The organism is Idiomarina sp. 29L (genome assembly GCF_004123135.1).
Taxonomy (GTDB): domain Bacteria; phylum Pseudomonadota; class Gammaproteobacteria; order Enterobacterales; family Alteromonadaceae; genus Idiomarina.
The window spans coordinates 306,084-331,879 of record NZ_SDJS01000003.1; the positions used below are offsets into that span (position 1 = coordinate 306,084).

General features: G+C 48.6%; 22 protein-coding genes. 15 read left to right on the top strand and 7 right to left on the bottom strand.

What is annotated here, in order from left to right; translation table 11 throughout:
• Positions 1–6 precede the first annotated feature (6 nt).
• Genes surA through EST55_RS08880 form a run of 6 tightly spaced genes read left to right on the top strand, consistent with a single transcriptional unit; the run spans position 7 to position 6,334 of the window.
• Entirely contained in the window at positions 7–1,305 is a 1,299-nt protein-coding gene (gene surA, locus EST55_RS08855; RefSeq protein WP_129497192.1) for a peptidylprolyl isomerase SurA, read from the top strand.
• Entirely contained in the window at positions 1,302–2,294 is a 993-nt protein-coding gene (gene pdxA / locus EST55_RS08860; protein WP_129497193.1) for a 4-hydroxythreonine-4-phosphate dehydrogenase PdxA, read from the top strand. The genes surA and pdxA overlap by 4 nt, the downstream gene beginning before the upstream one ends.
• Positions 2,287–3,105 carry a 16S rRNA (adenine(1518)-N(6)/adenine(1519)-N(6))-dimethyltransferase RsmA gene (gene rsmA, locus EST55_RS08865; protein ID WP_129497194.1) on the top strand — a complete coding sequence of 273 codons (819 nt, stop codon included), beginning with the start codon at positions 2,287–2,289 and terminating at the stop codon, positions 3,103–3,105. Before pdxA ends, rsmA begins: the two co-directional genes overlap by 8 nt.
• Positions 3,106–3,108: 3 nt before the next feature.
• Positions 3,109–3,480, top strand: a complete 372-nt coding sequence (gene apaG / locus EST55_RS08870; protein ID WP_088767444.1) for a Co2+/Mg2+ efflux protein ApaG — start codon at positions 3,109–3,111, stop codon at positions 3,478–3,480.
• A gap of 2 nt (positions 3,481–3,482) precedes the next feature.
• Positions 3,483–4,295 (top strand): symmetrical bis(5'-nucleosyl)-tetraphosphatase, encoded by an 813-nt coding sequence (locus EST55_RS08875; protein ID WP_129497195.1) that lies wholly within the window; start codon positions 3,483–3,485, stop codon positions 4,293–4,295.
• A gap of 38 nt (positions 4,296–4,333) precedes the next feature.
• The gene (locus EST55_RS08880) at positions 4,334–6,334 is read left to right on the top strand and encodes a methyl-accepting chemotaxis protein (RefSeq protein WP_129497196.1); all 2,001 of its coding nucleotides are present in this window, start codon (positions 4,334–4,336) and stop codon (positions 6,332–6,334) included.
• Positions 6,335–6,410: 76 nt separating this feature from the next.
• On the opposite strand, the gene tyrS is transcribed toward EST55_RS08880, so the two are convergent.
• Positions 6,411–7,616 (bottom strand): tyrosine--tRNA ligase, encoded by a 1,206-nt coding sequence (tyrS, locus tag EST55_RS08885; protein ID WP_129497197.1) that lies wholly within the window; start codon positions 7,614–7,616, stop codon positions 6,411–6,413.
• Positions 7,617–7,819: 203 nt separating this feature from the next.
• On the opposite strand from tyrS, the gene EST55_RS08890 reads away from it, so the two are divergent.
• A complete protein-coding gene (locus tag EST55_RS08890; RefSeq protein WP_129497198.1) occupies positions 7,820–9,136 on the top strand; it encodes a peptidoglycan DD-metalloendopeptidase family protein in 1,317 nt (438 codons plus the stop codon).
• Complete coding sequence (locus EST55_RS08895; protein ID WP_129497199.1) at positions 9,136–10,242, top strand: anhydro-N-acetylmuramic acid kinase; 1,107 nt, start codon at positions 9,136–9,138, stop codon at positions 10,240–10,242. The genes EST55_RS08890 and EST55_RS08895 overlap by 1 nt, the downstream gene beginning before the upstream one ends.
• A gap of 3 nt (positions 10,243–10,245) precedes the next feature.
• Here the strand turns inward: EST55_RS08895 and pepQ are convergent, their stop codons facing one another.
• The 3 genes from pepQ to EST55_RS08910 form a co-directional block, all read right to left on the bottom strand.
• Positions 10,246–11,565: a Xaa-Pro dipeptidase gene (pepQ, locus tag EST55_RS08900; RefSeq protein ID WP_129497200.1), complete on the bottom strand. Its 1,320-nt coding sequence runs from the start codon at positions 11,563–11,565 to the stop codon at positions 10,246–10,248.
• An 81-nt stretch (positions 11,566–11,646) separates the two neighbouring features.
• Positions 11,647–11,997: an iron-sulfur cluster insertion protein ErpA gene (gene erpA, locus EST55_RS08905; protein ID WP_053953885.1), complete on the bottom strand. Its 351-nt coding sequence runs from the start codon at positions 11,995–11,997 to the stop codon at positions 11,647–11,649.
• Positions 11,998–12,052: 55 nt separating this feature from the next.
• Positions 12,053–12,799 (bottom strand): DUF6776 family protein, encoded by a 747-nt coding sequence (locus EST55_RS08910; RefSeq protein WP_129497201.1) that lies wholly within the window; start codon positions 12,797–12,799, stop codon positions 12,053–12,055.
• Between the two features lie 94 nt (positions 12,800–12,893).
• Here EST55_RS08910 and EST55_RS08915 point away from each other — a divergent pair, with 94 nt between their 5' ends.
• The 4 genes from EST55_RS08915 (at position 12,894) to hemL (ending at position 17,393) form a co-directional block, all read left to right on the top strand.
• The gene (locus EST55_RS08915; protein ID WP_129497202.1) at positions 12,894–14,582 is read left to right on the top strand and encodes a chloride channel protein; all 1,689 of its coding nucleotides are present in this window, start codon (positions 12,894–12,896) and stop codon (positions 14,580–14,582) included.
• The gene (gene hemJ / locus EST55_RS08920) at positions 14,579–15,010 is read left to right on the top strand and encodes a protoporphyrinogen oxidase HemJ (RefSeq protein ID WP_129497203.1); all 432 of its coding nucleotides are present in this window, start codon (positions 14,579–14,581) and stop codon (positions 15,008–15,010) included. Before EST55_RS08915 ends, hemJ begins: the two co-directional genes overlap by 4 nt.
• A gap of 70 nt (positions 15,011–15,080) precedes the next feature.
• Entirely contained in the window at positions 15,081–16,094 is a 1,014-nt protein-coding gene (locus EST55_RS08925; RefSeq protein ID WP_088767433.1) for an aspartate carbamoyltransferase, read from the top strand.
• Positions 16,095–16,109: 15 nt separating this feature from the next.
• Positions 16,110–17,393 (top strand): glutamate-1-semialdehyde 2,1-aminomutase, encoded by a 1,284-nt coding sequence (hemL, locus tag EST55_RS08930; RefSeq protein ID WP_129497204.1) that lies wholly within the window; start codon positions 16,110–16,112, stop codon positions 17,391–17,393.
• Positions 17,394–17,427: 34 nt separating this feature from the next.
• Here hemL and mrcB read toward each other — a convergent pair whose 3' ends face one another.
• Genes mrcB through pepB form a run of 3 tightly spaced genes read right to left on the bottom strand, consistent with a single transcriptional unit; the run spans position 17,428 to position 23,462 of the window.
• Positions 17,428–19,689 carry a penicillin-binding protein 1B gene (gene mrcB / locus EST55_RS08935; protein ID WP_129497205.1) on the bottom strand — a complete coding sequence of 754 codons (2,262 nt, stop codon included), beginning with the start codon at positions 19,687–19,689 and terminating at the stop codon, positions 17,428–17,430.
• Positions 19,686–22,157: an ATP-dependent helicase HrpB gene (hrpB, locus tag EST55_RS08940; protein ID WP_129497206.1), complete on the bottom strand. Its 2,472-nt coding sequence runs from the start codon at positions 22,155–22,157 to the stop codon at positions 19,686–19,688. Before hrpB ends, mrcB begins: the two co-directional genes overlap by 4 nt.
• A 6-nt stretch (positions 22,158–22,163) precedes the next feature.
• Positions 22,164–23,462 (bottom strand): aminopeptidase PepB, encoded by a 1,299-nt coding sequence (gene pepB / locus EST55_RS08945; RefSeq protein WP_129497207.1) that lies wholly within the window; start codon positions 23,460–23,462, stop codon positions 22,164–22,166.
• A 55-nt stretch (positions 23,463–23,517) separates the two neighbouring features.
• On the opposite strand from pepB, the gene sfsA reads away from it, so the two are divergent.
• From sfsA to gluQRS, 3 genes are all read left to right on the top strand, one after another.
• Positions 23,518–24,222, top strand: a complete 705-nt coding sequence (gene sfsA, locus EST55_RS08950; protein ID WP_129497208.1) for a DNA/RNA nuclease SfsA — start codon at positions 23,518–23,520, stop codon at positions 24,220–24,222.
• Positions 24,223–24,363: 141 nt separating this feature from the next.
• Complete coding sequence (gene dksA / locus EST55_RS08955; RefSeq protein ID WP_053953875.1) at positions 24,364–24,816, top strand: RNA polymerase-binding protein DksA; 453 nt, start codon at positions 24,364–24,366, stop codon at positions 24,814–24,816.
• Between the two features lie 6 nt (positions 24,817–24,822).
• A complete protein-coding gene (gene gluQRS / locus EST55_RS08960; RefSeq protein ID WP_129497209.1) occupies positions 24,823–25,674 on the top strand; it encodes a tRNA glutamyl-Q(34) synthetase GluQRS in 852 nt (283 codons plus the stop codon).
• Positions 25,675–25,796: the final 122 nt, after the last annotated feature.

Below are 25,796 nucleotides of genomic sequence, written 5' to 3' on the forward strand. Positions count from 1 at the left end.
GGTAGAATGAAAAAATTGGTAGCTTTTTTTGCAACGGCAATGCTTTTGGCAACGCCATTGCTGGTCAGTAACACAACTCAGGCACAGCAGCTTCTGGACCGGGTTGTTGTCGTCGTTGACGACGGTGTTGTATTACAAAGCCAAATTGACCAACTGGTGCAACAGGTAAAAGCAGGTAACAACTTCAACTCTGCTAATGCCCCCTCCGACGAAGTATTGGAAACCCAAGCGATTGAGCGACTAATATTGCAGGAAATTCAGCTACAAATGGCCGACCGCATGGGTATCGAAGTGAGTGATGCACAACTCGAGCAAACCATTAACGGCATTGCTCAAGAGCAAAACCTGACCGTAGATGAGCTACGCCAGAAAATGGCTGACAATGGCATTAGCTGGGCTAGCTACCGCGAAAATGTTCGCAACGAAATTACCATTCAGCAGGTTCAACGAGCGGCTGTACAGCAGCGTGTCTCGATTACTCCGCAAGAAATCAATAACCTGGTTAAACTAATAGACAGTAACCAAAGCACTCAAACTGAATACCGTTTGGGACATATTCTTATATCCGCAGACTCTAACTCATCGCAAAGCGAGCTGGAAAAAGCGAAAGATCGCGCTGAAACCGTGTTACGACTGCTGGACGAAGGAAGCGATTTTTCTGACTTGGCAATACGTTCGTCGTCAGGCTCGGCGGCATTAGACGGCGGTGACATGGGCTGGATGACAATTAATAGTATGCCAACGTTGTTCGCTGAAGCCGTTGAAGGAAAATCAGCCGGAGATGTCGTTGGTCCTATTCGCAGTGGTGTTGGTTTCCACATTCTGAAAGTTCAGGACAAACGCGGCGAGCAAACCGTTGAAGTTGAAGAAGTCAAAGCACGCCATATTCTGATTCAGCCGTCTGTTATTTTGTCCGACAATAAAGCCAAGGAAATGCTGAATTCGTTCCGCGAGCAAATAGCTGCCGGAGACAAAACGTTTGAAGAGTTAGCGAAAGAGCACTCTTCTGATCCAGGTTCTGCTTCGCGTGGCGGTGACTTAGGCTGGGCACGACCGGATAAGTACGCACCTGAATTCAAAGAAAAAGTCGAAACCATTCCAGCGAATACCATTAGTGAGCCATTCAAGACTCAGTTTGGCTGGCATATAGTGGAAGTGACAGACAGACGCACGACCGATGCAACCAACGAAAGCAAGCAAGAGCGCGCTTACCAGATGTTGTTTAGCCGTAAGTTCCGTGAGGAATTGGACAACTGGCAACAGGAAATGCGCGATCAAGCCTACATAAGACGGGTTGCTGAGTGAATTATCCAACGCTGATATTTACTCCGGGCGAGCCCGCCGGGATTGGCCCGGATTTAATATTGAAAGTGGCGCAGCAGCCCCTGGAGGCTGCTGTTGTCGTTTGCGCTGATAAAAATATGCTGCGCGAGCGAGCAGAACTTCTGAACTTGCCAGTGACATTCCATAAGTACCAAAAAGGCCAAAAAGTGCCTAAGCACGAGGCCGGTCATTTATGGGTTGAGCATTTACCTGTGTGTGAGCCTGTGACGGCTGGTGAGCTGACCGTTGACAATGGTCATTATGTGGTCGATTGTTTGAAACGTGCTTCCGATGGCAATTTATCGGGTGAATTTGATGCCATCGTGACCGGCCCTGTTCACAAAGGGGTGATTAATCAGGCCGGCGTCGCTTTTTCCGGACACACTGAGTTTTTAGCTCACGAAGCAGACTGTAACGACGTTGTTATGATGCTGGCAACCGAGGGCCTACGCGTCGCTTTAGTCACCACACACATACCTTTGGCGTACGTTTCTAAAGCAATTACTAAAGAACGACTAACAAACATCCTGACGATACTACACAACGACTTAACCCAAAAATTCGGCGAAACTCATCCCAAAATTTTAGTTTGCGGCTTAAACCCGCATGCCGGTGAGTCCGGTCATTTAGGCCATGAGGAAATAGAAACCATTGCTCCGGTTATCGAAACGCTCAATGCTGGAGGCATGAACTTACACGGCCCTTATCCCGCAGATACTATTTTTCAGCCCAAATACTTAGACGACGCCAGCGCCGTTGTCGCTATGTATCATGATCAGGGGCTGCCGGTTTTAAAGTACAAAGGCTTCGGACAAGCGGTCAATATTACGCTCGGCCTGCCCTACATTCGAACCTCAGTTGACCACGGTACCGCGCTCGATTTAGCGGGCACAGGCAATATAAACGACGGTAGCTGCCGCTTGGCAATACAAACCGCTATTGATATGGCAAACGCAAGTTATTATGAGTAAACACCAAAACCACTCCCAAACTCATTTGGGACACCGCGCCCGTAAACGCTTCGGTCAGAATTTCTTAAATGATGAAGGCATTATTGAAGAAATTGTTGATGCCATTAATCCGGAGCCCGGTGAAAACTTGATTGAAATTGGCCCAGGCCTGGCCGCTTTGACCGAGCCGGTGGCTGATCGTAGCGGTTATTTGAAAGTTGTCGAAATTGACCGAGACTTGGTTGAGCGCTTGCGTACGCACCCGTTTTTAAATCAAAAACTGGACGTTATAGAAGCGGATGCGCTTAAAACGGACTTTCGTCAATTTACCGATGAAAAACCAGCTCGTGTATTTGGCAACTTGCCCTACAATATCTCGACGCCACTTATCTTTCATTTACTGTCTTTTGCAGACAGCATTGAAGATATGCATTTTATGCTGCAAAAAGAAGTGGTTGACCGGTTAGCGGCGGAGCCAGGCTCAAAAAACTACGGCCGCATTAGCGTCGGTGTGCAGCAAGCATGTGAGGTAACTCCGGTTGTCTATGTGCCACCCTCGGCGTTTACCCCACCGCCGAAAGTAGAGTCAGCGGTGGTTCGCTTAACGCCTTATAAGACCAGTCCCTACCAGGTTAAAGACCGCAAACAATTGCACAGTTTGTGTTTGACAGCGTTTAACCAACGTCGTAAAACAATAAGAAATAACCTCAAAGGGCTGATACCCGCTGAGCAGTTAGAGTCGTTGGGCATTGACCCATCAGCTAGACCAGAAACGCTGTCAGTCCAGGACTATTGCAAACTTTCAGATTGGTTAACCGAGCAGGCTGAGTAATTTATGGCAGGCATTATCGAGATTGAAGTCAATACGCACTACTTATCGGCACAGTCTTCGCCCGAGTCTGAGCAATATGTGTTTTCCTATACCATCACCATTACGAACTCGACAGCTCAACAAGTGCAATTGTTGGCAAGAGAATGGCGCATTACCGATGCTGAGAATAAGATTACCCGAGTCGCTGGTGACGGTGTTGTCGGGCAGCAACCGATCTTAAAGGCTGGTGAGTCTTTCAGCTACACCAGTGGTACCGTTTTAGCGACGCCCATTGGTACCATGGAAGGTCATTATTTAATGCTCGATGAAAACGGCGACCAGTTTAAGGCGGATATCCCGTCTTTCCGTCTCGCTATCCCCAATATTATTCACTAATTATGGCCACTTACGTAGTCGGTGACATTCAAGGCTGTTATCGCGAGCTCATGGCGTTACTGGAAACCGTCGGTTTCAGTCATAACACGGACCAGCTTTGGTGTGTTGGTGATATCGTTGCAAGAGGCCCGGACTCAGCTGATGCACTGCGGTTTTTCTACAAGAATGAGCACTCGGTTCACTCAGTACTGGGCAATCACGATCTCAACTTGGTCGCTGTTCTTTTGGGCCATAGAGAAGCGAAGCGTAATGACAAGCTCAACGGCATTTTAACCGCATCCGAGAAGTTAGACTGGGTAGACTGGCTGCGAAACCAACCGTTGATGCATCAATTAAGTGAATCCAATGTGATTTCACACGCGGGTATTTACCCCTGGTGGTCTATCGATGAAGCTCAGGTTCACGCTGACGAGGTCTCCGATGCGTTGAAAAGCACTGACTTTGAACACTTTATTAAAAGCATGTTTAGTAATAAGCCTTCAAAATGGGACTCAAGTCTTAGCGGATTCGACCGATACCGTTTTATAGTGAACGCATTTACGCGTATGCGTTATTGTCACCCAAATGGTGAACTTGATTTAACTCGCAAGGATGATCCGAATCAACATTCGTCACAGGATGACTTGCAGCCATGGTTTAACTTTTGGTCAAGCAACAACTATCGGCTATTATTCGGACATTGGGCTGCGTTAATGGGCAAAACCCATCGCCAGAACATTGTTGCGTTAGATACCGGATGTGTTTGGGGACAATATATGACGCTTTACGACCTGAATAGTGATAACTTTTATTATCAAAATGCGTTTAAGGCTTAGAAGACAAATATAATCATTGCTGTGCTGAGGTAAATTTCATGAAAATAACGGTTGCTATGCGAGTAATTGGTGGCTTTGCCATCATCACCCTGCTCTTACTCGTCATCAGTTTGAGTTCACTGTTTAACATCAACAGTATAGGCTCATCCGTCGACAACGTTAACGACAAAGCCATGCCAGCACTGAACGAAGTTGCTGCCATTAAGGTCGATACACTCGAACTTGCCAGTCTGCAACTTGAAGCCTATTACGCAGAGTCCTTATCAGCTATCGATTCCTATCGTGGTGAATTTGATGCATCGCGTGACTCACTGGTAAGCTCCCTGAATGATCTTCAGCAATTAATTAAAGGCGAAGGTCAAAGTGCGCTCATAAACGGTACAGAAGCGTCAGTCACTCAGTACGTTGACCTCATTGACCAACTCTTTAACTATCAGCGTGAATACTTAGAGCTTCGCGGCACCACTTCTGAACAGCTTGACGAAATTGCTTTTAACATCGACGATGCCGCTATCATGTTGCTCGACACAATGGACATGTCGAATAGCGAAGTGGTTTCGCGTGAAGCCAGCAACATAGAGTCATCACTATCAAGTTTAATTACCTTAATGTATGACTTAAACAAAGCCGGTGACCTCGACTCCGCTAACGTTATTAAAAGCGAAATTGATATCAATATAGACAGCATTCGTCCGCGTCTTGAAGCGTTAGACAATGAATCAACCGGTAGCGCAGAACAAATGGTAGACGATGCGGTAACAACTGTTCGTAACGCAATTGATAAACTGCAAGGTCCAGGTTCTTATCCAAACAATGTTATTTTGCGCCAACAACGCCGTGTCGATGCAGGTCGAGTTCTCGAACAAGCGCAGCAGCAGTCAGATACGTTAATGACGCAAACCGATGAGCTTCAGACTAGCGTCCGTAATATCGCTGAAGACAGCCGTAATTCAGCCGCGGATTCAATTTCGACCAGCAGTTGGATAAACAGCATTATCACGGTTATCTCTATTGCGCTGGCCGTACTTATTTCCTGGCTGACTGTGCGCAGCATCAGTCGTCCGCTGTCCCGCGTTAATCATATGCTGAATATTATGGCTGAAGGTAACTTAACTGAGCGTGTTGACTATGATGCCCAGGATGAGTTCGGTGAGCTTGCCACCAATACGAATAAACTGACGGTCAACTTGCGTAAGCTGATTGAAGGCATTGCCAATCGCGCCACGCAATTGGCAACTGCAGCTGAGCAGTCGTCAAATGTGTCAGACGAAACCACGAACGCCATTGATGAGCAACGTCGTCAAATTGAGCAGGTCGCGACGGCAACCCAAGAAATGAACAATACCGCCAGTGAAATGGCTGACGGCGCGGATCAAGCTCTTCGTGAAATTCAGCACTCTGATGACGAAGCTAAGCGTGTTCGTCAAATTTCAGATAAGAACCGCTCTACCATTGAGCAGTTGGCTCACGAAATTCAGGGCGCCTCTCAGGTTATCGATCAGCTGTCTGAAAACAGCAGTAACATCGGTGGCATTCTGGACGTTATCCGCGGTATTGCTGACCAAACCAACTTACTGGCACTAAACGCAGCTATTGAGGCCGCACGTGCCGGTGAGCAAGGCCGGGGCTTCGCGGTAGTTGCGGATGAAGTGAGAACGCTGGCAAGTCGCACTCAAGAGTCTACTGAAGAAATTCAGGACATGATTGAGAGCTTACAGACTGACTCGAAGCGCGCAGTAGAGGTTATGAACCGGGGTCGCGAACAGGCGGAGCTGAGCGTTCAACAGTCAGACGAAGCAGCCCAGGCACTACAATCAATTACTGAATCGGTGCATCAAGCCTCTGACAGCAGTAACCACATTGCTAACGCAGCACAAGAGCAAAGCCGCACTGCGCACGACATCAGTGAGCGACTTGAGTCAATTGTTTCTATTGCCGAGCAAACCGCTTCAGGCTCTAAGCAAACAGCCCAGGCTTCCAATGAAGTGGCTAAACTTGCTGACGAATTACAAGACTCCATTAAGAGCTTCAGAGTGTAATTCGCACTCAACCATCAAGCATAAAAAACGCCGGTTACTGATGTACCCGGCGTTTTTTTATTCGGGGAGTGTCTGCTTAAGCTGTCAGCGTCAGCTTCGCAAAACGACGTTTACCGACCTGGTAGACACCCGAGTCCTTGTCTGTGCATACGTAGTTCTTGTCGGTGAAACGCTCACCATCCAGCTTCACAGCATTTTGCTTGAGCATTCGCAATGCTTCCGATGTGGATTGAACTAACCCCGCTTCTTTTAGCACATTAGCAATGCCCATGCCTTCAGCACCGACGGCTATCGTTTTTTCTTCAATATCATCTGGCAGGGCGTTTTTCTGAAAACGCTGAATAAAGTCCTGCTCTGCTTTGTCGGCCGCGTCGTCTGAATGGAAGCGCGCAATAATTTCTTTCGCCAACAGTACTTTGACATCACGTGGGTTTTTACCCGCTGCTACATCCGCTTTCAAACCATCAATTTCAGCAATGGAACGGAAACTTAAAAGATCAAAGTAACGCCACATCAACTCATCAGAAACCGACATAATCTTGCCAAACATATCGTTGGGGGATTCAGTAATACCAATGTAGTTATTCAGCGACTTCGACATTTTCTGCACGCCATCTAAACCTTCCAGCAGCGGCGTCATAATGACGGTCTGGGGGCGCAAACCTTCTTCTTTTTGCAGCTCGCGACCCATTAGCAGATTGAAACGCTGATCGGTGCCGCCGAGTTCGATATCCGCTTTCAGTTCCACAGAATCCCAGCCCTGAACTAATGGGTACAGAAATTCGTGAATCGCAATAGACTGGTTGTTTTGGTAGCGCTTTTTGAAGTCATCACGCTCAAGCATACGAGCAACGGTTTGACGGGCAGCCAGCTTAATCATATCGGCAGCCCCCATTTTCGACATCCACTCCGAGTTAAAGCGAATCTCTGTCTTTTCCGGGTCCAGAATCTTAAACACTTGCTCTTTATAGGTTTCAGCGTTAGCAGCCACTTCTTCCGGTGTCAGGGGTTTACGAGTCACATTTTTACCCGTTGGATCACCAATCATGCCGGTAAAGTCACCAATGAGGAAAACAATTTTATGGCCAAAGTCCTGTAACACCCGCAATTTATTGATAAGCACGGTGTGACCTAAATGCAAATCAGGAGCAGTGGGGTCAAAACCAGCTTTAACAACCAGAGGCTTGCCGCTTTCCAGCTTCTCTGCCAGCTCTTGTTCCAGCAGTACCTCCTCGGCACCACGTGTAATTTCAGCAATAGCCTCTGCCACTTCTGTTTTCATCAAACCTCTCCATCGATTACCCGGTCAAACCGAGTATTTTACGCCATTCTTAACACTGTTTTAAGCTCAGAAACTGGTATTCTGCGTTTTTTCGTATTATCCTCGAAACCATAAGGTTATTCTGAGGTCGTAAACGAGACACCCTGTGTATCGCTTACAGGGGTAACCATAATAAAGAAAGTTTGTTCTAAAGTGCGCTAAATATGACATTGAAAGTAGTTTCTCAAATGCAGCGGATGTTCCTGCAACTTCCGCATTCTCATAAAATACTAATCAGCGCGATTAGTGTTGCTCTATTAATTTTGTTGGTGATTCCTTCAGAGCCAGCAACGGCATCTAAAAATACAACCTCCGTTGACCAACTTGTTCCGGGTAAGCGCTACCAGCTGGAACTGGCCTTTGATAATAACGCCAATAATGAAGAAAGCGCCACTCAAGAGCTTCACTGGCAAACTTATCAAATAAAGTCTGGCGATAATCTGGCCGACATTTTCAGTAAGTTAGGTTTTAGCGCACAAGAGCTTTACCGCGTCACGGAGTCGGGTGAAGAAGCCAAGCTGCTGCGCAAGGTACACCCTGGCGACCTGCTGCGCTTCGCGACAGACTCAAATGAGAAGCTAGTCCAATTAACGCACGACATTAACGGCACCGACACACTCATCATCACTCGTCAAAAAGACAGCTTTGTCGCGGAAGTTGAAGTTAAGGACGTTGAAGTGCGTACCGAGTTTGCACATGCGGTAATTGACTCAAGTTTTTGGAATGCCGGTATTAGTTCCGGACTGACCGACAACCAAATTATGCGTATCGCCAACATCTTCGGTTGGGATATCGACTTCGCCCTCGACTTACGCAAAAACGATGAGTTCAGTGTGTTATTCGAAACGCATTACGTCGACGGTGAGTTTGTTGGCTACGGAAAAATACTGGCTGCCGAGTTCGTCAACCGGGGCGAACACTTCCAGGCCATATTGCATGACAATGGCCAGTATTACACGCCAAATGGGCGTGCAATGCGTAAAACATTTTTACGCTCGCCGGTTAACTTTACTTATATAAGCTCAAGTTTTAACCCACGTCGCCTGCATCCGGTGACCGGCCGTGTGCGCCCGCACAACGGCATTGACTACGCAGCATCAACCGGCACACCGGTTATGTCTTCTGGTGACGGTAAAGTAGTTCAGGCTGGCTATAACCATTTAAATGGTAATTACATTTTTGTGCAGCACGGCGAACGCTACACGACGAAATACTTACATTTAAGTCGCAAGCACGTCAGAACGGGCGATCGCGTTAAACAAGGCCAGGTAATTGGTCGTGTCGGCGCAACAGGCCGGGTAACCGGTGCCCACTTACATTACGAATTCCTGGTTGATGGCGTTCACAGAAACCCTCGCACAGTGGAGCTGCCACAGGCGAAATCTCTGGCCGAGTCAGAGCTGCCAGCATTCCGCCAGCAAGCCGACCAAATTATTGCGGTATTAAACGACAATAAACGTGTTTATTTGGCAATGAGATAATGTCCGAGCTTTATGTTGGCTTAATGTCAGGAACCAGCATGGACGCGATTGACGCCGTGCTGGTTCAGATAGACGCTGACGGAAAGCCTGCTCTAAATGCATCCCTTAGCTTCCCTATTCCACTTGAGCTGCGCAATCGGCTCTTACAGCTTAGCGTGAGTGACCAATGGCGTGCCGATGAGTTCGCTGAGTTGGATGTACTTTTTTCTGAGCAATCTGCTGCTGCCGTAAAGGAGTTATTGAGTAAAGCTCATGTGCCGGCTGAAAATGTCACAGCCATAGCCAGTCATGGTCAAACCGTTCGTCACAAACCCGGTCATCGTTCGCCTTACACGCTGCAGTTAGGTGATCCTTCCAGGCTGGCATTTAACACCCAAATAGACGTCATACATGACTTTCGCCGCAAAGACGTCGCAGCTGGCGGTCAAGGCGCGCCATTAGTCCCGGCGTTTCACAGGCACATTTTCGCCCAACCAGAGAAAAGCGTCGCTATTGTTAACTTAGGTGGCATTGCCAACATCACGTGGTTAGGCCCTCAGCAACAGCTACTTGGCTTTGATACAGGCCCTGCCAATACCTTGATGGACCAATGGATACAACACTGCAATGCAGGCAAAAGCTACGATGAGAATGGTCACTTAGCGAGTCAGGGCAAGGTTATAGAAGAGCTGTTAAATGTGTTACTACAACACCCATTCTTTTCCCGCAAAGCACCAAAGAGTACTGGCCGTGAAGAGTTTAACCTGGCGTATTTAGAACCGCTTCTCAAAGCGAGCTACACAGCTGAAGATGTTCAAAGAACCTTGCTCGCACTTACCGCCGAAACGTTAAGTAACGAAATGAACGGTTTACCCACCAAGCCTGAGCAGGTTTACTTTTGCGGCGGCGGTACCAACAATGAACTGCTCATAACAGAAATTACCCGACGCCTCGGTTCGACGATATGCGGAACGACGCAAGAGCTTGGTGTTGATCCTCAATGGGTTGAGGCAATGGCGTTTGCCTGGTTAGGTTGGTGCTATGAGCATAAAAAACCGGGGAACCACCCTGCTGTCACAGGTGCGGTGGCCCCGGTTGTACTTGGTTCTAAAACTCTATTTTCTTAAACTTTACTCAGCCCCCAGGGCTTTAAAAGCGTCACGAGTCAGGTTCTCGTTGTTTCCGTCTTTACCGACAACAATGCTGTCTTCAATACGAACACCGCCATAAGGTCGTAACTCGTCAACCTTATCCCAGTTAATGTCGTCGCTGTCTTTGTGCTCTTCGAGCAACTGGTCAACAACATAGAGACCTGGCTCAATGGTAAACACCTGACCTTCTTCAACATCACGTAGCAAACGCAAGAACGGATGACGCTCACTACGCTCGTAACTGCTGCCATCATCAGACTTCAGGAAGCCCCCGACGTCGTGAACCTGCAAGCCAATAAAGTGACCCAGGCCGTGAGGCATAAAGGCACTGGTGTAACCTTTGTCGTAAATACTTTGTGCATCGCCATTAATAAATCCGAAGTCACTCAGAATTTTGGCTACTTTCAGGTGCATAGACACATGTAAGTCGTAGTAATTAACGCCCGGCTTAATTTCACTTAATAGCTCTTTCTGAGCACTATCCATCGCTTCTACTAAGTCAGCGTAAAAACCTTCTTCATACGCATAAGAACGCGTGATGTCAGCGCAGTAGCCACGATAACGTGCGCCAGCATCAATCAGGAAAGAGCGAAACTGCTTAGGTGGCTCGGTATCATACACATCGTAATGCAAAATTGCTGAGTGGCTATTCAGAGCCACAATGCTGTTATAAGGCACTTGTGACTCACGAAAATCAATTGCCGCTAAATAGGCATGATGAATTTCCAACTCACTTTTCTCAGCATAGAAGGCTTCTTTCGCAGCGACATGCGCTTTCGCGGCCAGCTTATTGGCTTCGCGCAAATTCTCGACTTCCCACTCCGTTTTTACAGCTCTGTGAAAGTGCAAGTGATCAATTAAGTTCTGTGGGTTACGAGCTTTTACATTCCAGCTGTGAACAGGCTCTGCGAAGTCTTCACCGATAAAGGCTGCATTGGCAAGATCGCTACCGATATCGTCAGTCATAATAGTAAGGTCATCGATAATTTTTAAATCGACATACTGCTGCCATTCTTCTTCCGGTACATTGACCGGTGCGTGCCAAAAGTCTTTTGCCTGAAATAGATACACCGTTGGGCGCTGACTGCCTTTGCGATAAAAAATCGCACTTTTCGGGCTTTCTGTGACGGGTACCCAGTATTTAAACAATGGGTTGACTCGATACGAAGGTGCGTTGTCATCAAGGAAATCAACGCGTGGCTGACCTGAGTAAATCAGAGTTGAGTCAAAACCTGTATCTGCCAGTGCCTTATCGAAGCGCTCACAAACGGTTTTAATGTGTTCAGCGTATGCACTCATAAAAAAACCTCACAACAAATGGTGAGGTTATTTTAGCGCAAATGCGTGCTGGTTTCAGCTTAAGCGAGTGTTTTGGAGGGCTTAGATAGAGAAACTTGAACCACACCCACAAGTGGTGGTGGCATTCGGGTTGTCAACGAAAAAGCGCGAACCTTGCAAGCCTTCTTCATAGCTAACAATGCCACCCATAAGATACTGGAGGCTCATTGGATCAACCAATAAAGTCACACCTTCTTTTTCGACCTGCATATCGCCCGGGTTGGGGGTTTCATCAAAGGTAAAGCCGTATTGAAAACCTGAACAACCGCCGCCCGTCACATAGACGCGCAGCTTCAAGTTCGGATTTTCTTCTTCCGCAATCAGCTGGCTCACTTTCTTTGCGGCTTGTTCGGTAAACTCAATAGGTACCGCTGTTTCCGCAGAACTGCTCATAGTGTTTCACCCTCGTTGAACTCTGTGGGCATTTTCTCTTACCTGACTATTTTGGTCAAGTATCGCCGTCAGTCCTGACATTCGTTGCCGGCTGACCTTTTCGAATGTCTTTCCAAAAGAACGAACGATTTAACGTGCCACGTCCTCCGTCGGTTAATGTAACCGACACATCAATACGCTCAGGTACAAGCCCTTCAGGCATGAAAAAATCACCTTCGTATACTGAGAAATAACGCATGGTGAAGTTACGTTCATCGGCACCAATGTTGGCTAACTTCATCAAGTCAAAACGGCGCTTTTCGCCGTTAACTCGCCCCACTAAATCAATAGCGACCCGCCCTTCCACGAAACGCCGACGTTGCTCAATCTGGAGAACCGCCAACGAGAAATGGAAGTGTTTTTCGGCCTGGTTCGGTGTCACCGTGATGGAGTCGATAGTAACCCCACCTTGCTGTAACTCGGGTGCCATTATTTTCTGGTAAAACGCGAGATCCCGGCGCAAGGCATAGTTGTCATTTTGTAGTGCCGTTAACTCGTCCTGCAAGCTTTGATTCGATGAGCGCTCAATATCCAGTTCCACTTGCATTACGTGGCGCTGATATTCCATCTGCTCCAGACGTTTATACATATCGTCCAGTTGATTGGACTGCTCTCTGACCGTTTCTTTCAACGAGTTCGCATGCCAAACGCCGGCAAGGTAAGCTAAATAGGCAAAAAGTACGACTAAACCCGCCACCGCCAAAAAAGTTGGCAGCCTGCCGATACGCTTTTGCCAATATTTGAGATTAAAATACAGCTTCATAATACTCGCTCATTTCCATTAGCCGCTTATGCTGATATGTTATTGATAAATATGCAAGCCTTGAGCCTTGGTTTAGTGTAAGGAACAACATTAAATGGCGCCTTTATTAAGACAGCAATTACGCAAGCAGTTGGCCATGCCGACAACAACAATTGCTATCTGTTTGTTGGGGTTAGCCGGGGGCGTGCTCGCCGCATTAATGATTGCCGGTTTCCGTTTTGCCATTGAGTACGGCGCTCATCTCATTGGTAACGACACTTACTGGCAGGAACCCTTGCCAACAACGCTCCGTTTTATCATACCCATTGCCGCCGCATTACTTATTTACGGTATTTTTCGTTTATCGGGTTCGCGCTACGTGCGTATGGGCATTCCCTATGTCATCCATCGCATGAAGCAGCATTACGGGATGCTCCCTTGGCGCAGCACCGTTAACCAGTTTTTGGGCGGTATTATTGCTCTTATTGCGGGCTACAGTGTTGGTCGCGAAGGTCCCGCGGTTCATTTAGGCGCCGCAGCCTCCACTTGGCTGGGTTTTCATGTTGACGCCCCTAAGAACGCCTTACGAACACTAGCCGCCTGCGGTATTGCGGCCGCTATTGCAGCCTCATTTAATACACCTCTCGCCGCCATGGTGCTGGTCATGGAAGTGGTTCTGCGCGAATACAAAGTTCACGTGTTCATTCCGGTCATGCTGTCAGCGGTAGCGGGCTCATTAATAACAGAAGAAATCTTTGGCGTCGCTTCTGAACTTGCCATGTTGTCGGCACAGGACATTCCCACCACTCAATTGCCCTGGGTCGTCATTCTTGGCGTAGTGCTGGGCGTCGTCGGTGTGATTTTTAAAAAGCTCATGCTGGATGTTATGGATACAGTCAAAGACATGTCCTTACTAACCCGGCTTCTGTTCGCAGGCATTATTACCGCTTCTCTGGCCGTTATTATTCCAACCAGTTTAGGTCCCGGACTAACCGCTATTGAGCAGGTACTTAATCACCAGGGCGAAATGTCCTTGCTCACCACGTTATTGCTTGCCAAGCTATTTGCGGCAGCTATTGCACTTGGCATGGGTATTCCGGGCGGCTTAATTGGTGCGGTGTTTGGTATTGGAGCCATTATTGCAGCAGTTTTCGTTGGCGCGGTAGATGTATTAGGCATTCAACAAGCCTTGTCTTTTGACAGTTTCATTCTACTTGGCATGGCCGGTATTTTGGCAGCTTGCATTCACGCACCTATGGCGGCACTTCTGGCGATTGTTGAGTTATCACGCAGTGTGGAAATCATTATTCCGGCAATGATGGTGATTGTCCCGGCTTATCTGATATCCAGTCAGCTGTTTAAATCAAAATCAATTTTTATCGCTCAGTTGGAGTTGCAGGATCTGCCCTACCAACTGTCTCCTGTGCACGTAGCGCTGCAGAAGACCGGCGTCGAAAACGTCATGGAAACAGACTTTAAACTATTACTTGAGCCCACTCAGAATGAGTTGGTCGACTCCCTCGAATCCGCCCAGGCAAAAACGGTTATCGTCATGTCGGTGGATGAAGACAACCAGCCTCTGTACCGTCTTGTCTCCTATGATATTACCGCTGGTGACAGCCCCAGCTTAAGCTATACACCCATTAAAGGTTTGCGCATCACCTCAACACTGGCTGAAGTGTACGATGAAATTGGACAACAACGCCGTGGTGCGGTGTATATTTATGAATCAAACGGCGAACATCCGTGCGGCATAGTGACTTGGGAAACCGTCCGTAAAGCATTACAAAGAGAGTTAGCATGACGTGGATTTTATGGGTTAAAGCACTGCATATTGCCTTTATGGTGGCTTGGTTCGCCGGAATTTTTTACTTGCCCCGGCTGTTTGTGTATCACGCCATGAACGCCAAACCTGCAGTACACGAACAGTTTTGCGTAATGGAAAGACGTTTACTGTTCTTCGTCACACCCTTTGCCATTCTAACCTTAGTTTTTGGTCTGGTACTTATTTTTGCCTACGGTTCAGAATGGTTTGCCGCTAGTGGCTGGATGCATACCAAACTGGTTTTGGTCACGCTTTTATACGCTTACCACGGCTACTGCTTCAAATTATTGAGGGACTTTAAGAACGGTAAAAATACGAAAAGTCATCGCTTCTACCGGGTCTTTAATGAATTGCCGGTTCTGGCGCTTTTCGCGATTATTATTTTAGCCGTGGTGAAGCCGTATTAGATTCTAAAACGGTGCTGACTTTGCTATAGTGTGCGTCCAGTGACATTCGGCGGCAGAGGCGCACCTATTGATGAATTTCACCGGTTCCAACATTCTCTCAGTCAACCAGTTCGACCGAGACAGTATCGATTATATCTTTTCCGTTGCTGATAAAATGCAACCCTATGCTCGTCGTAAAAAACGAACCCGAGTATTGGACGGTGCTATTCTCGGCAACTTATTCTTCGAGCCTTCAACACGTACCCGGGTAAGCTTCGGCACCGCTTTTAACCTGCTCGGCGGCGAAGTTCGTGAAACGACCGGCATGGAAAGCTCAGCGATTGCCAAAGGCGAATCTCTCTACGACACCGCCCGCGTGCTCAGCAGCTATAGCGACGTTATCGCTATGCGCCACCCGAAATCGGGTTCGGTGAAAGAGTTTGCCAGTGGTAGCCGGGTACCGGTCATTAATGGTGGTGACGGCGCTAATGAGCACCCAACTCAGGCACTTCTCGACCTGTACACCATCGAAAAAGAACTGGCTTATCACCAGCAGAGCATCGATAACATGCACATCTGCATGATTGGTGACTTAAAGTATGGACGTACGGTTCACTCGTTATCGACACTGCTGTCCATGTATAAAAACATTAAGTTCACGCTGATTTCTCCGCGTGAACTGTCGATGCCTGAGTCGGTATTAGCCACCTTGGATAGCGCCGGTCATCAGGTGACTATCACGGAAAAAGTCGACGGCATTGTTGATGCCGACATTGTGTACCAGACTCGCATCCAGCAAGAGCGTTTCGCCAGTCCCGAAGACGCTGATCAATATCGCGGTAAATTCCGTTTAAATCAGGATATTTACACTAAGCATTACAAGCCCAATACCGTCATTATGCACCCGTTGCCCAGAGATTCACGAGCAGAAGCGAACGAGCTCGACAATGATCTCAACCAGAACCCAAACCTGGCTATTTTCAGACAGGCGGACAACGGAGTGCTCATTCGTATGGCGCTATTTGCACTGACATTAGGCGTGGTTGACCAGGTCGACAAACACGAATGTGATGTCATCTGGTACAGCGAAAAAAGCCAACTATAAAGAGGTAACTGCGGCATGAGTCGTTCAGAAGATTTATTCAAGCAAGCACAAGTTAGCATTCCCGGCGGCGTTAACTCGCCGGTTCGAGCCTTTAGCGGCGTTGGTGGCACACCGATATTTTTTGAAAGCGCAGAAGGCGCTTATATGATTGATGCCGACGGTAAACGTTACATTGACTACGTTGGCTCATGGGGGCCAATGATTCTCGGGCACAACCACCCTGCCGTTTTAGAAGCAACCTTAGCGGCTGCAAAACGTGGTTTAAGCTTTGGTACGCCAACGGAAATTGAAATCACTATGGCGGAAACCATTCGCAAAATCGTACCGTCGATTGAAAAGGTTCGTATGGTGAACTCCGGCACCGAAGCCACCATGACGGCTATCCGCCTAGCGCGTGGCTACACCGGCCGTGACAAAATTCTGAAGTTTGAAGGCAACTATCATGGTCATGCTGACTCGTTGTTGGTGAAAGCAGGCTCTGGCGCGTTAACCTTAGGGGTTCCAAACTCACCGGGTATTCCAGAAGACCTGGCTAAACACACACTGACCGTGAACTACAACGACATCGATTCAGTTAAAGAAGCATTTAAAGAATTCGGTGACGATATCGCTTGTATTATCGTTGAACCAGTTGCCGGCAATATGAACTGTATTCCGCCCGTTCCCGGCTTTTTAGAAGGTCTGCGTGACGTTTGTGACGAATACGGTTCGGTTCTTATTTTTGACGAAGTCATGACTGGGTTCCGTGTCGCTCCGGGGGGCGCTCAGGAGCGCTATGGCATTACTCCCGACTTAACCACCTTAGGAAAAGTGATTGGTGGTGGTATGCCGGTGGGTGCCTTTGGCGGTAAGAAAGAAGTCATGGACTACATTGCGCCAGTTGGTCCAGTTTATCAGGCCGGTACACTATCAGGGAACCCTGTCGCAATGTCCGCAGGATTAGCTGCGTTACAGCAGTTATCAACGCCTGGGCTTTACGATCAACTCTACCAACGCGTCGATGCGTTAGTGGATGGTCTACAAGAACGCGCCAACAGAGCGGGCGTGCCAATGACAACGAATCGTGCCGGCTCTATGTTTGGTTTCTTCTTTACTGAAGAGCCGGAGGTGACGTCGTATGCGCAGGCAACCCAATGCAATATGGAGCATTTCAAAGCGTTCTACCACGCTATGCTGAATGAAGGGGTATACCTTGCACCTTCTGCGTTTGAAGGCGGTTTCATGTCAGCGGCACACACTGAAGATGACATTGGGAAGACCTTACAAGCGGCGGAAAAAGCCTTTACTCAACTGAAGTAAAACTACAGCACTCATAACGAATAACCCGGTGGGACTAGCCTCCAAACAGGCGGTCCCACCAACTTTTCTCCTCGATATTGCCCTCACAGGTTATGTTATCCGGCAAGCGTATTTCTTCTGCAGGCAACAGTTCGCCATTTCCACAATCATTCGGTATGCGCTGCCCTGTCCGTTCATGAAAGCGCTGCATCTTCAGCGGCTCGGGTACATTCAACGCCATACTTAACGGCGGTTTACGTTCGTAGTAATCAGCAACGACTCTTAAGGCGCCGCTGCTACCTGTCAGGCCTGTCGGTTGGTTATCATCCCGTCCCAGCCAGGCGGTCACGACTTGTTCACCGTCAACAGCGACAAACCAGCTGTCCCGGTAATCATTCGTCGTACCGGTTTTTCCGCCAACTTTCTGTCCAGCAAGCACTCGTTGTAAGGCGCTCGCTGTGCCCTCGGCAACGACACCGTGCAAACCAAACTTCGTCAGATAAGCGACTTTGGCGTCAAACACCTGCTCTCCATTTTTCTCAGAGGCCCGATATAAAACATCGCCCTGATGCGTAGTAATAGACGAAATCGCTGAGAGCGGCTGAAAGCGGCCATCGTTCATCAGTGCACTGTACATTCGTGTGACTGCAAACGGCGTCAGCGACGCAGAGCCCAACGTCAACGAAGGATAGGCTTCCAAAGGAGTGACAACGCCTAGTCGTCTCATGTAGTCAACGACGGTATCCACGCCGACTTCTACGCCCACTCTCACCGCCGGAATATTACGTGACTCAACCAACGCCTCATAAAGCAACAAACTACCTTTGAATTCCTTGTCGTAGTTTTGCGGTTGCCACTGCTTACCTTGCTTGTCCTCAAGTGTAATGGCCTCATCGACCACCGGAGTATGCAAACCAATACCAGACTCCTGCATTGCGGTTGCGTATATCACTGGCTTAATAAGCGAGCCGATGGGCCTCAGCGCCATTATTGCGCGGTTATACCCAACGGTTTGACTCAAACGTCCTCCCGCTAAAGCCGTTACCGTCCCTTGACGGTAATTAGCAACCACCATAGCCCCTTCCAGCGCACTGTCATCCTCTTTAAGCTTGCCCGCCAACGACTTTTGCACCGCTTCCTGGGCGTTAACATTCATATGGGTGTATATCTTTAAGCCCGTATCCTGCCAGTCATCTGGCAGCGTCAGCGTTTTCATTTCACGCTTAATAATATCCATGTAATGAGGGTACGGATGCTCCACTAAACGCCGGCTTTCTCTAACATCTAATTGTCGTTGTACCGCAGCGACATAAGTCGGTTTAGCGATAAGATCCTGATCAAACATCACCTTTAACACGGTGTCCCTTCGCTCCTGCGCACGCTCAGGAAAACGTCTGGGGTCGTAATATGACGGTCCTTTTATCATGCCAATAAGCAAGGCCACTTCGTCGACTGACAATTCCTGAACCTGCTTACCAAAATAGAACTGACTGGCCAGCCCAATGCCGTGAATAGCGTTGCGGCCGTCTTGACCAAAATACACTTCATTTAAATAGGTTTCTAAGATGGTGTTTTTATCAAAGCGGTAATCGATTACCAGCGACATCATGGCCTCATGAAATTTCCGCCATAACGTTTGTTCACGAGTGAGATATAGGTTTTTGACCAACTGCTGCGTTAAGGTTGAGCCGCCCTGAACGGTGCGCCCGGCTTTTAGGTTTGCTACCAACGCACGTAAAATTGCCCACGGCGAAACACCTTGATGATGATAAAAGTTACGATCCTCAACTTGAAGCAACGTTTCAATCAGTAAGTTAGGCACCACCTCCAGCCCCACCAATAACCGATCTTCTTTGCTTAGGGTACTGATACGACCGATAAGCTCAGGCTCTAAACGGAAACTCTCCAGCTCTCGGCCGCTGGGCCAGGAAGTAATAGACGCCACACGATTATTCACAAAATTGATCTGAACCCGCTTGGACATTTGCGGGCCGTCCGAAAAATCAAAAGGACGACGGTGCACCATAACGCTGCTATTACCCACCGAATAATAGCCGGACTGCTCGGTATCGTTACTGCGGTTATAGCCAATGCGTTCGAGCGTTTTAACGAGTGCCGACTGCTGTATTGGGTAACCGGGGTATAAACGCAGCTCACCAGCATAGACAAGCGCCGGAGCTTGATAGCGCTCCGTTTTAAAATGCTTAGACAGACTAGCGTCAAGGTATATCGCATACACAGCAACAATCACCGCGACCGCCACGCCAATCTTGACGCTGGTCCAGAATAAATAGCTTAACCATTGACGTTTTATCACTGCATTTGCCTTTTGGTTTTATAAGTTGCCTCGGCGTTTATCGGGTCTTCCGGCCATGGATGTTTCGGATAACTCCCTCGCATTTCTTTGCGGACTTCCTGATACGCGTTATCCCAAAAGCTGTGTAAGTCATTGGTTCGTTGCAGCAGCCTGCCCGCCGGAGAGAGTAAATCTACCGATACTACCTGCTGGCCATCAATAATTCGTGGCGAATCTTTTACACCAAACATTTCCTGCAATTTCACCTCAACTCGCGGGGTTCCGTCCAGATAATTTATAAAGATTTTACGTTGTGTCGGTGTTTGCCAGTGTTCCGGGCAGGCGCTGTCCAGTCGTTGTTTCTCGTCGTAGTTAAGCCAATAGGTTAGCGCCTCATAGGGATCCCAGGCTTGCAACTGCGACAATGATTTTACTGAATCCCAATAGGGGTAAGCCCAAGCATCTAGTTGAAACAGCAACCCCTCAGTCGATAGTGAGTAGTCACTTAGCTCTCCGGTAGCTGACTGTAACAAACGCATGCGTGCCAACAGTTGATTTGCCTTTCGGGACCAATTTAGTGTTTCAAGACCTTTTTTATTAAGATACTCCGAAAATGCCTGGCAACGTTCTTCATGGCTCACGCTTCCGTCTAGCTTTTCTTCAGAGAGTGTCAATGCACCGATGACCTGGCGCCTAACACGAGTCAGGGTTTGTTGATTACCGAGCCAGTCAGCTGAATGGGTTTCAGACACAGCTAACCCGGCAGCGTCTATCGCGTCAGAGATGTCGGATACTTCAACATAACTCCGCACTTTTCCGGTGCTATTTCCTTCTTGAAAGGTGGCCTCGAAAATAATCGCCCACTGAGGCTGGCTCAATAACTCATCAACGGGCGTCAGACGCCCACCGGTAACCAACTGGAAACTTCCTTTCGCCTCACTGTATTTTGCCAGTCTGTCAGGAAAGCCTGCTATTAACAGTCGCTCAACGCCTTCGTCATTTGCTGCCGTACTCTCCGCCACCCGCAAACGTTGTAGCCAGTACTGCCAACGTCTTTGCCAGCGGCTCAGTGACTGGCGCTGCTGATAATGTTGCTGAGTACTTTCAAGAATGTTGACCGTTTTAATGTGTGATGACGGCTCTTCTAACGTCGCCAGAGCGCGGGCACAAGCCGCCTTCACATTATTATTGGCCTCCTTATCACCAGTCTCGTTTGCGGCGGCACAGATGAGGGCAAGCCGTACATCAGTCCCCGTATCCAATGACATTGCCTTACCAGTCAGTTGCTTGTCGTGCAAAAGTCCGGTTAACGATAAAAATTGTTCAGCAACACGACAGTGCACCGGATTAGGCGGAGTAAACCAGGCAAGTTCACTCACTGAGCTTCCCCATTTCAGGGCTTCCAGCACCACTGACGTTACGTCCTGAGTTTCTATGTCAGCCGCCGCATACTCAGGTTGGCCGTGCTCGTCTGCTTTAGACCAAACCCGGTAGCAGGTTCCGGGCTGTAAGCGCCCGGCCCGACCGGCTCGCTGCGTTGCTGACGCTCTGGATACAAAGTGCGTGGTCAGCTGGTTCATGCCATAACCCGGCAAAAAGTTTGCTCGACGTTCACGTCCGCTGTCCACTACCACATCAATGCCCTCTATGGTTAAACTGGTTTCAGCTATGTTAGTCGCAAGGATAATGCGCTTACCATCACTGGCTTTTAACGCGTGCTGCTGCGCTTTAAGTAACAGCCGGCTATGCAGGGTATAAACACCGACATCAGTTGCCAACAGAGAGCTCAATGCTTGTTGCACTCGTTCAATTTCGTAGATACCCGGCAGAAACACCAGCACGCCTTTGTCGGCATTTCCTAAAGCCTCGACAATGACACTGGGCAAATGCAGTAACCACTCACTTCGCTGTTTCGGGGCTCGGTATTGAATATCTATTGGAAAGCTGCGTCCTTCGCTACTCAGTGTCGTGACGCCGTCGCAATATCCAGACAACCATTCGGAAATGTCTTTTGCCGGCAATGTTGCAGACATGATCAATAGATTTAAGTCCTCACGCAACGGCAATGCGTCAATCACTAACGCCAGGCTTAAATCACTGTGTAAATTGCGCTCATGAAATTCGTCGAATATCAGTGTCGAAATATCACTAAGCTCAGGATCCTCCTGTAACCAGCGTACTAATACGCCTTCGGTCACCACAATGAGTTTGGTCGTCTTCGCGCGTTTCGTTTCACCGCGAACAATATAGCCAACGGTTTCGCCAACGGGCTCATTTAACTGCTTGGCCAGGTAATTAGCAACGTTGACAGCAGCAACCCGCCGCGGCTGCAACATAACGGTAATACCACTTGTGCCCAACTGTTCTCGAAGCAAATAAAGGGGTAAATAGGTGGACTTACCGGCACCAGGCGGTGCCTCTAAAACCACACGTGCTGCCGGGAAGCATTGCGCTAACGCCGGCAGCACGTTTTCAACGGGCAATGTCATACCCAATCAGTCACCTTGAACGGTGGCGGCAATGGTTCTGACGCCTAATGCTGTCGCACCTGTTGCCCACATACCTGTCGCTGACTTCTGGTAAGCACCGGCCAGATCAAAGTGAAGCCAGCCTTTACCTTGCTCAGGCGCAAACCGTAACAGGAAACCGGCCGCGTTACTTGCGCCGCCAGCACCGCCACCTTTTTGCGGACGACTGTTCGCTGTATCAGCAAAGGCTGACGGGCAATTCTCTGAGTGCCAAGGGGCTAACGGCAAACGCCACAGCAATTCGTGTTCTTTATCGGCGTTTTTCAATGCGCGCTCGGCGGCACTGTTATCAACACTGAACAGCGCATTGTATTCATTACCGACAGCCATTTGAGCGGCGCCCGTTAAGGTAGCGGCATCAATAATATTTTTCGCGCCGAATTCGCCAGCCGCCTGCAACCCGTCAGCTAACACCAAGCGACCTTCAGCGTCAGTATTCACCACTTCTACGGTCAAACCGTTCTTATAACGGATAATGTCGCCTAACTTGTACGCTCGACCATCAATCATATTTTCTGCGCAGCAGAGAATCAGCTTCACGCGTTTATTCAAACCACGACGAATCGCTAACGACAATGCACCAGTGACCGTTGCTGCACCGCCCATGTCACACTTCATTGACAGCATGCCTTCACTTGGCTTAATGCTGTAACCACCGCTGTCATAAGTAATCCCTTTACCAATCAGTGCGGTGTCGACCGGTGCATTTTCATCACCCGTTGGGTTGTAATCGAGTACCAACATGCCCGGTGCATGCTGGCTGGCACGACCCACGGTATAAATTCCCATCCAGCCTGCGTCTTTCAGCGCTTCACCTTTAATAAACTCTGCGCTGATTGCATCGGGTGCTAACCCTTTGAAGTGCTCAATGACACGTTCTGCCAGACTTTCAGGATAGATATCTTCGGCCGGTAAGTTGGTGAGCTCACGGCTAAATCGTGTTGCATCACGCATCGCATCGAGGTGCTTCGCCGCTTCTTTGTCGTCTGTGTGCCATACCACATCATTTTTCGAAAGCGTTGATGTAAAACCCTGATAAAGCGCCCATTGACGCTCCATATCCCAGCCGTCACCAGATACTGCTACTTTTATGACGCCGTTGTTGTCGAGGGTTCGCCCGGCTTTTTGAATACGCCGCAAATTCTCATACTCGTCGTCCACCAAAACTATTTTGGCGGCATCGCCGTCAAAGACGACATTTGACTTCGGGTTCCAATGAGCTGCTGGTGCTTCATTCGTTAAGTAAACCGCTAGTGCGCTGGACATTCTCAACCTCTCTCGATAATTTGCTTTCAGTTACTTTAGAGTTATGAGGTCTCTGATGCAATTTAACAAGCCCCTTCGCCGGGGAGTTTTAGAAAAACGCTATAAACGCTTTCTGGCCGATATTGACTTTGGCGATGGACAAATAACAACGGTTCATTGCCCGAACACAGGCGCAATGACGGGCTGTGCTGAGCCTGGGTTCGACGCATATTGCAGTCTTTCTGACAACAAAAAACGTAAGTACTCACATACCTGGGAGTTATCACGAACTAAAGAAGGAGAGTTTATTGCGGTGAATACCGGCTGTGCGAATACGCTCGCCGGAGAGCTGCTAAACAGCGAACTCATACCGGAGCTTAGCGGCTGGTCTGAACTAAGGGCTGAAAAGAAGTACGGACAGGAAAGTAGTCGCATCGACTGGTGGGGCGTAGACCCTAATGGCAAAGAGTGCTTTGTCGAGGTAAAAAGTGTGACACTTGCCGAGAAAGAAAGAGGCTATTTCCCGGATGCCGTCAGCCAGCGCGCACATAAGCATTTGAATGAGCTCATGCGAGTTGTCGGACAAGGAGACCGAGCCATCCAGCTCTATATGGTCATGCACACCGGTATTGAATCGGTCAGTCCAGCTAAACATATCGATCCAAAATACGCAGAACTCTGTATTAAAGCGGCGGAACACGGTGTCGAATTTTACGCGGTTAAATGCGCCATAAACGAAAAAGAAATTCGACTGGAGAGACCAGTTGCGGTTCGCTTATAACTCGCGGTATTGAGTTAAATTTTGAGCAAAAGAGTCGTTGGAATAGCGTTGCCAACCTGATCCCTTTCTGGTATATGTAGCGTCCTTTTTTAAACGCACGCTTTTAGAGCACTCTAGTTTTAGAGAATTAGGAGATCCAAAATGCCTCAAGGCAAGGAAAAGAAAACCCATGGCATTCTGGCACTAGCCGGCCTGGAGCCTTATCAGGAGAAGCAGGGCGAAGAGTACATGAATGACGCGCAGCGTGCGCATTTTCGTCGTATTCTGGAAGAGTGGCGTCGTCAGTTACGTCAGGAAGTTGACCGCACCGTGCATCATATGAAAGATGAAGCGGCGAACTTTCCTGATCCTGTTGATCGCGCAGCACAAGAAGAAGAGTTCAGCATTGAGCTGCGTACTCGTGACCGCGAGCGTAAACTGATTAAGAAAATAGAGAAAACGCTGCAAAAAATTGAAGACGACGACTTCGGTTTTTGCGATTCATGCGGCATAGAAATTGGTATTCGCCGCTTAGAAGCACGCCCAACAGCGGATCTCTGCGTTGACTGTAAAACTCTCGCAGAAATGAAAGAGAAACAGATGACAGGAGCCTAAGGGCTCATGTATCGAGGCCGATTTGCCCCGACCCCGTCGGGGCCTTTACATTTGGGCTCGTTAGTAGCAGCGGTTGGTAGCTACCTGGACGCTCATGCACACCATGGCCATTGGCTTGTTCGCATTGAGGATGTCGACAAACCTCGCGCCGTTCCCGGTGCGGCCGATATTATCCTCGGGCAACTTGAAGCCCACGGACTCACCTGGGACGGCGACGTTATTTTCCAAAGCGAACGTGACGAGGTTTATCAAAGCTACATCGACTCATTAACCTCTGCAGGTTTCATCTACCAGTGCGACTGTTCACGTAAGGCCATTCGTGAGCGCGGTGGTATTTATGATGGCTATTGCCGCACTCGCCAACCACGTCCTACCCCCTACGCACTTCGTTACATTAACAGCGCCCCTGTTAACCAATTTAATGACCGCGCACTTGGGGTACAGCACGGCGATACAAATACCTGCGCAGAAGATTTTGTCGTCAAACGTCGTGATAGCTTATACGCATACCAGCTAGCGGTGGTGGTTGATGATATTGAGCAAGACATTACCGATATTGTGCGCGGCAGCGACCTGATTGTACCAAGCTTTTGGCAGCTTACTTTATGGCAGCATATTACTAGCGCCCAGCCCAGAATGATGCATTTACCGTTAGTCACATCCGACGATGGCCGCAAGCTCAGTAAACAAAATCACGCGCCAGCAATCAACAGCCAAAACGCATCAAATAACCTGTTAATAGCGCTGAATTATCTGGGTATTGATGCCCATGAACTCAGTGAAACGCGAAAAATCGATGAGATACTGGCCTTTGCGGTGCAAAAGTGGCGCAAAAAGTGGCACATTACGCCCGCTTGACGGTACAATATGCGACCAATTGACAGTAAACAACAATGACAATGGTAAGGGAGAGACCACCATTATTAAGCGAATAAAAGAGTTAGCAAAACGCGCTTTCTCCAGCAAGGATACCCCCAGCA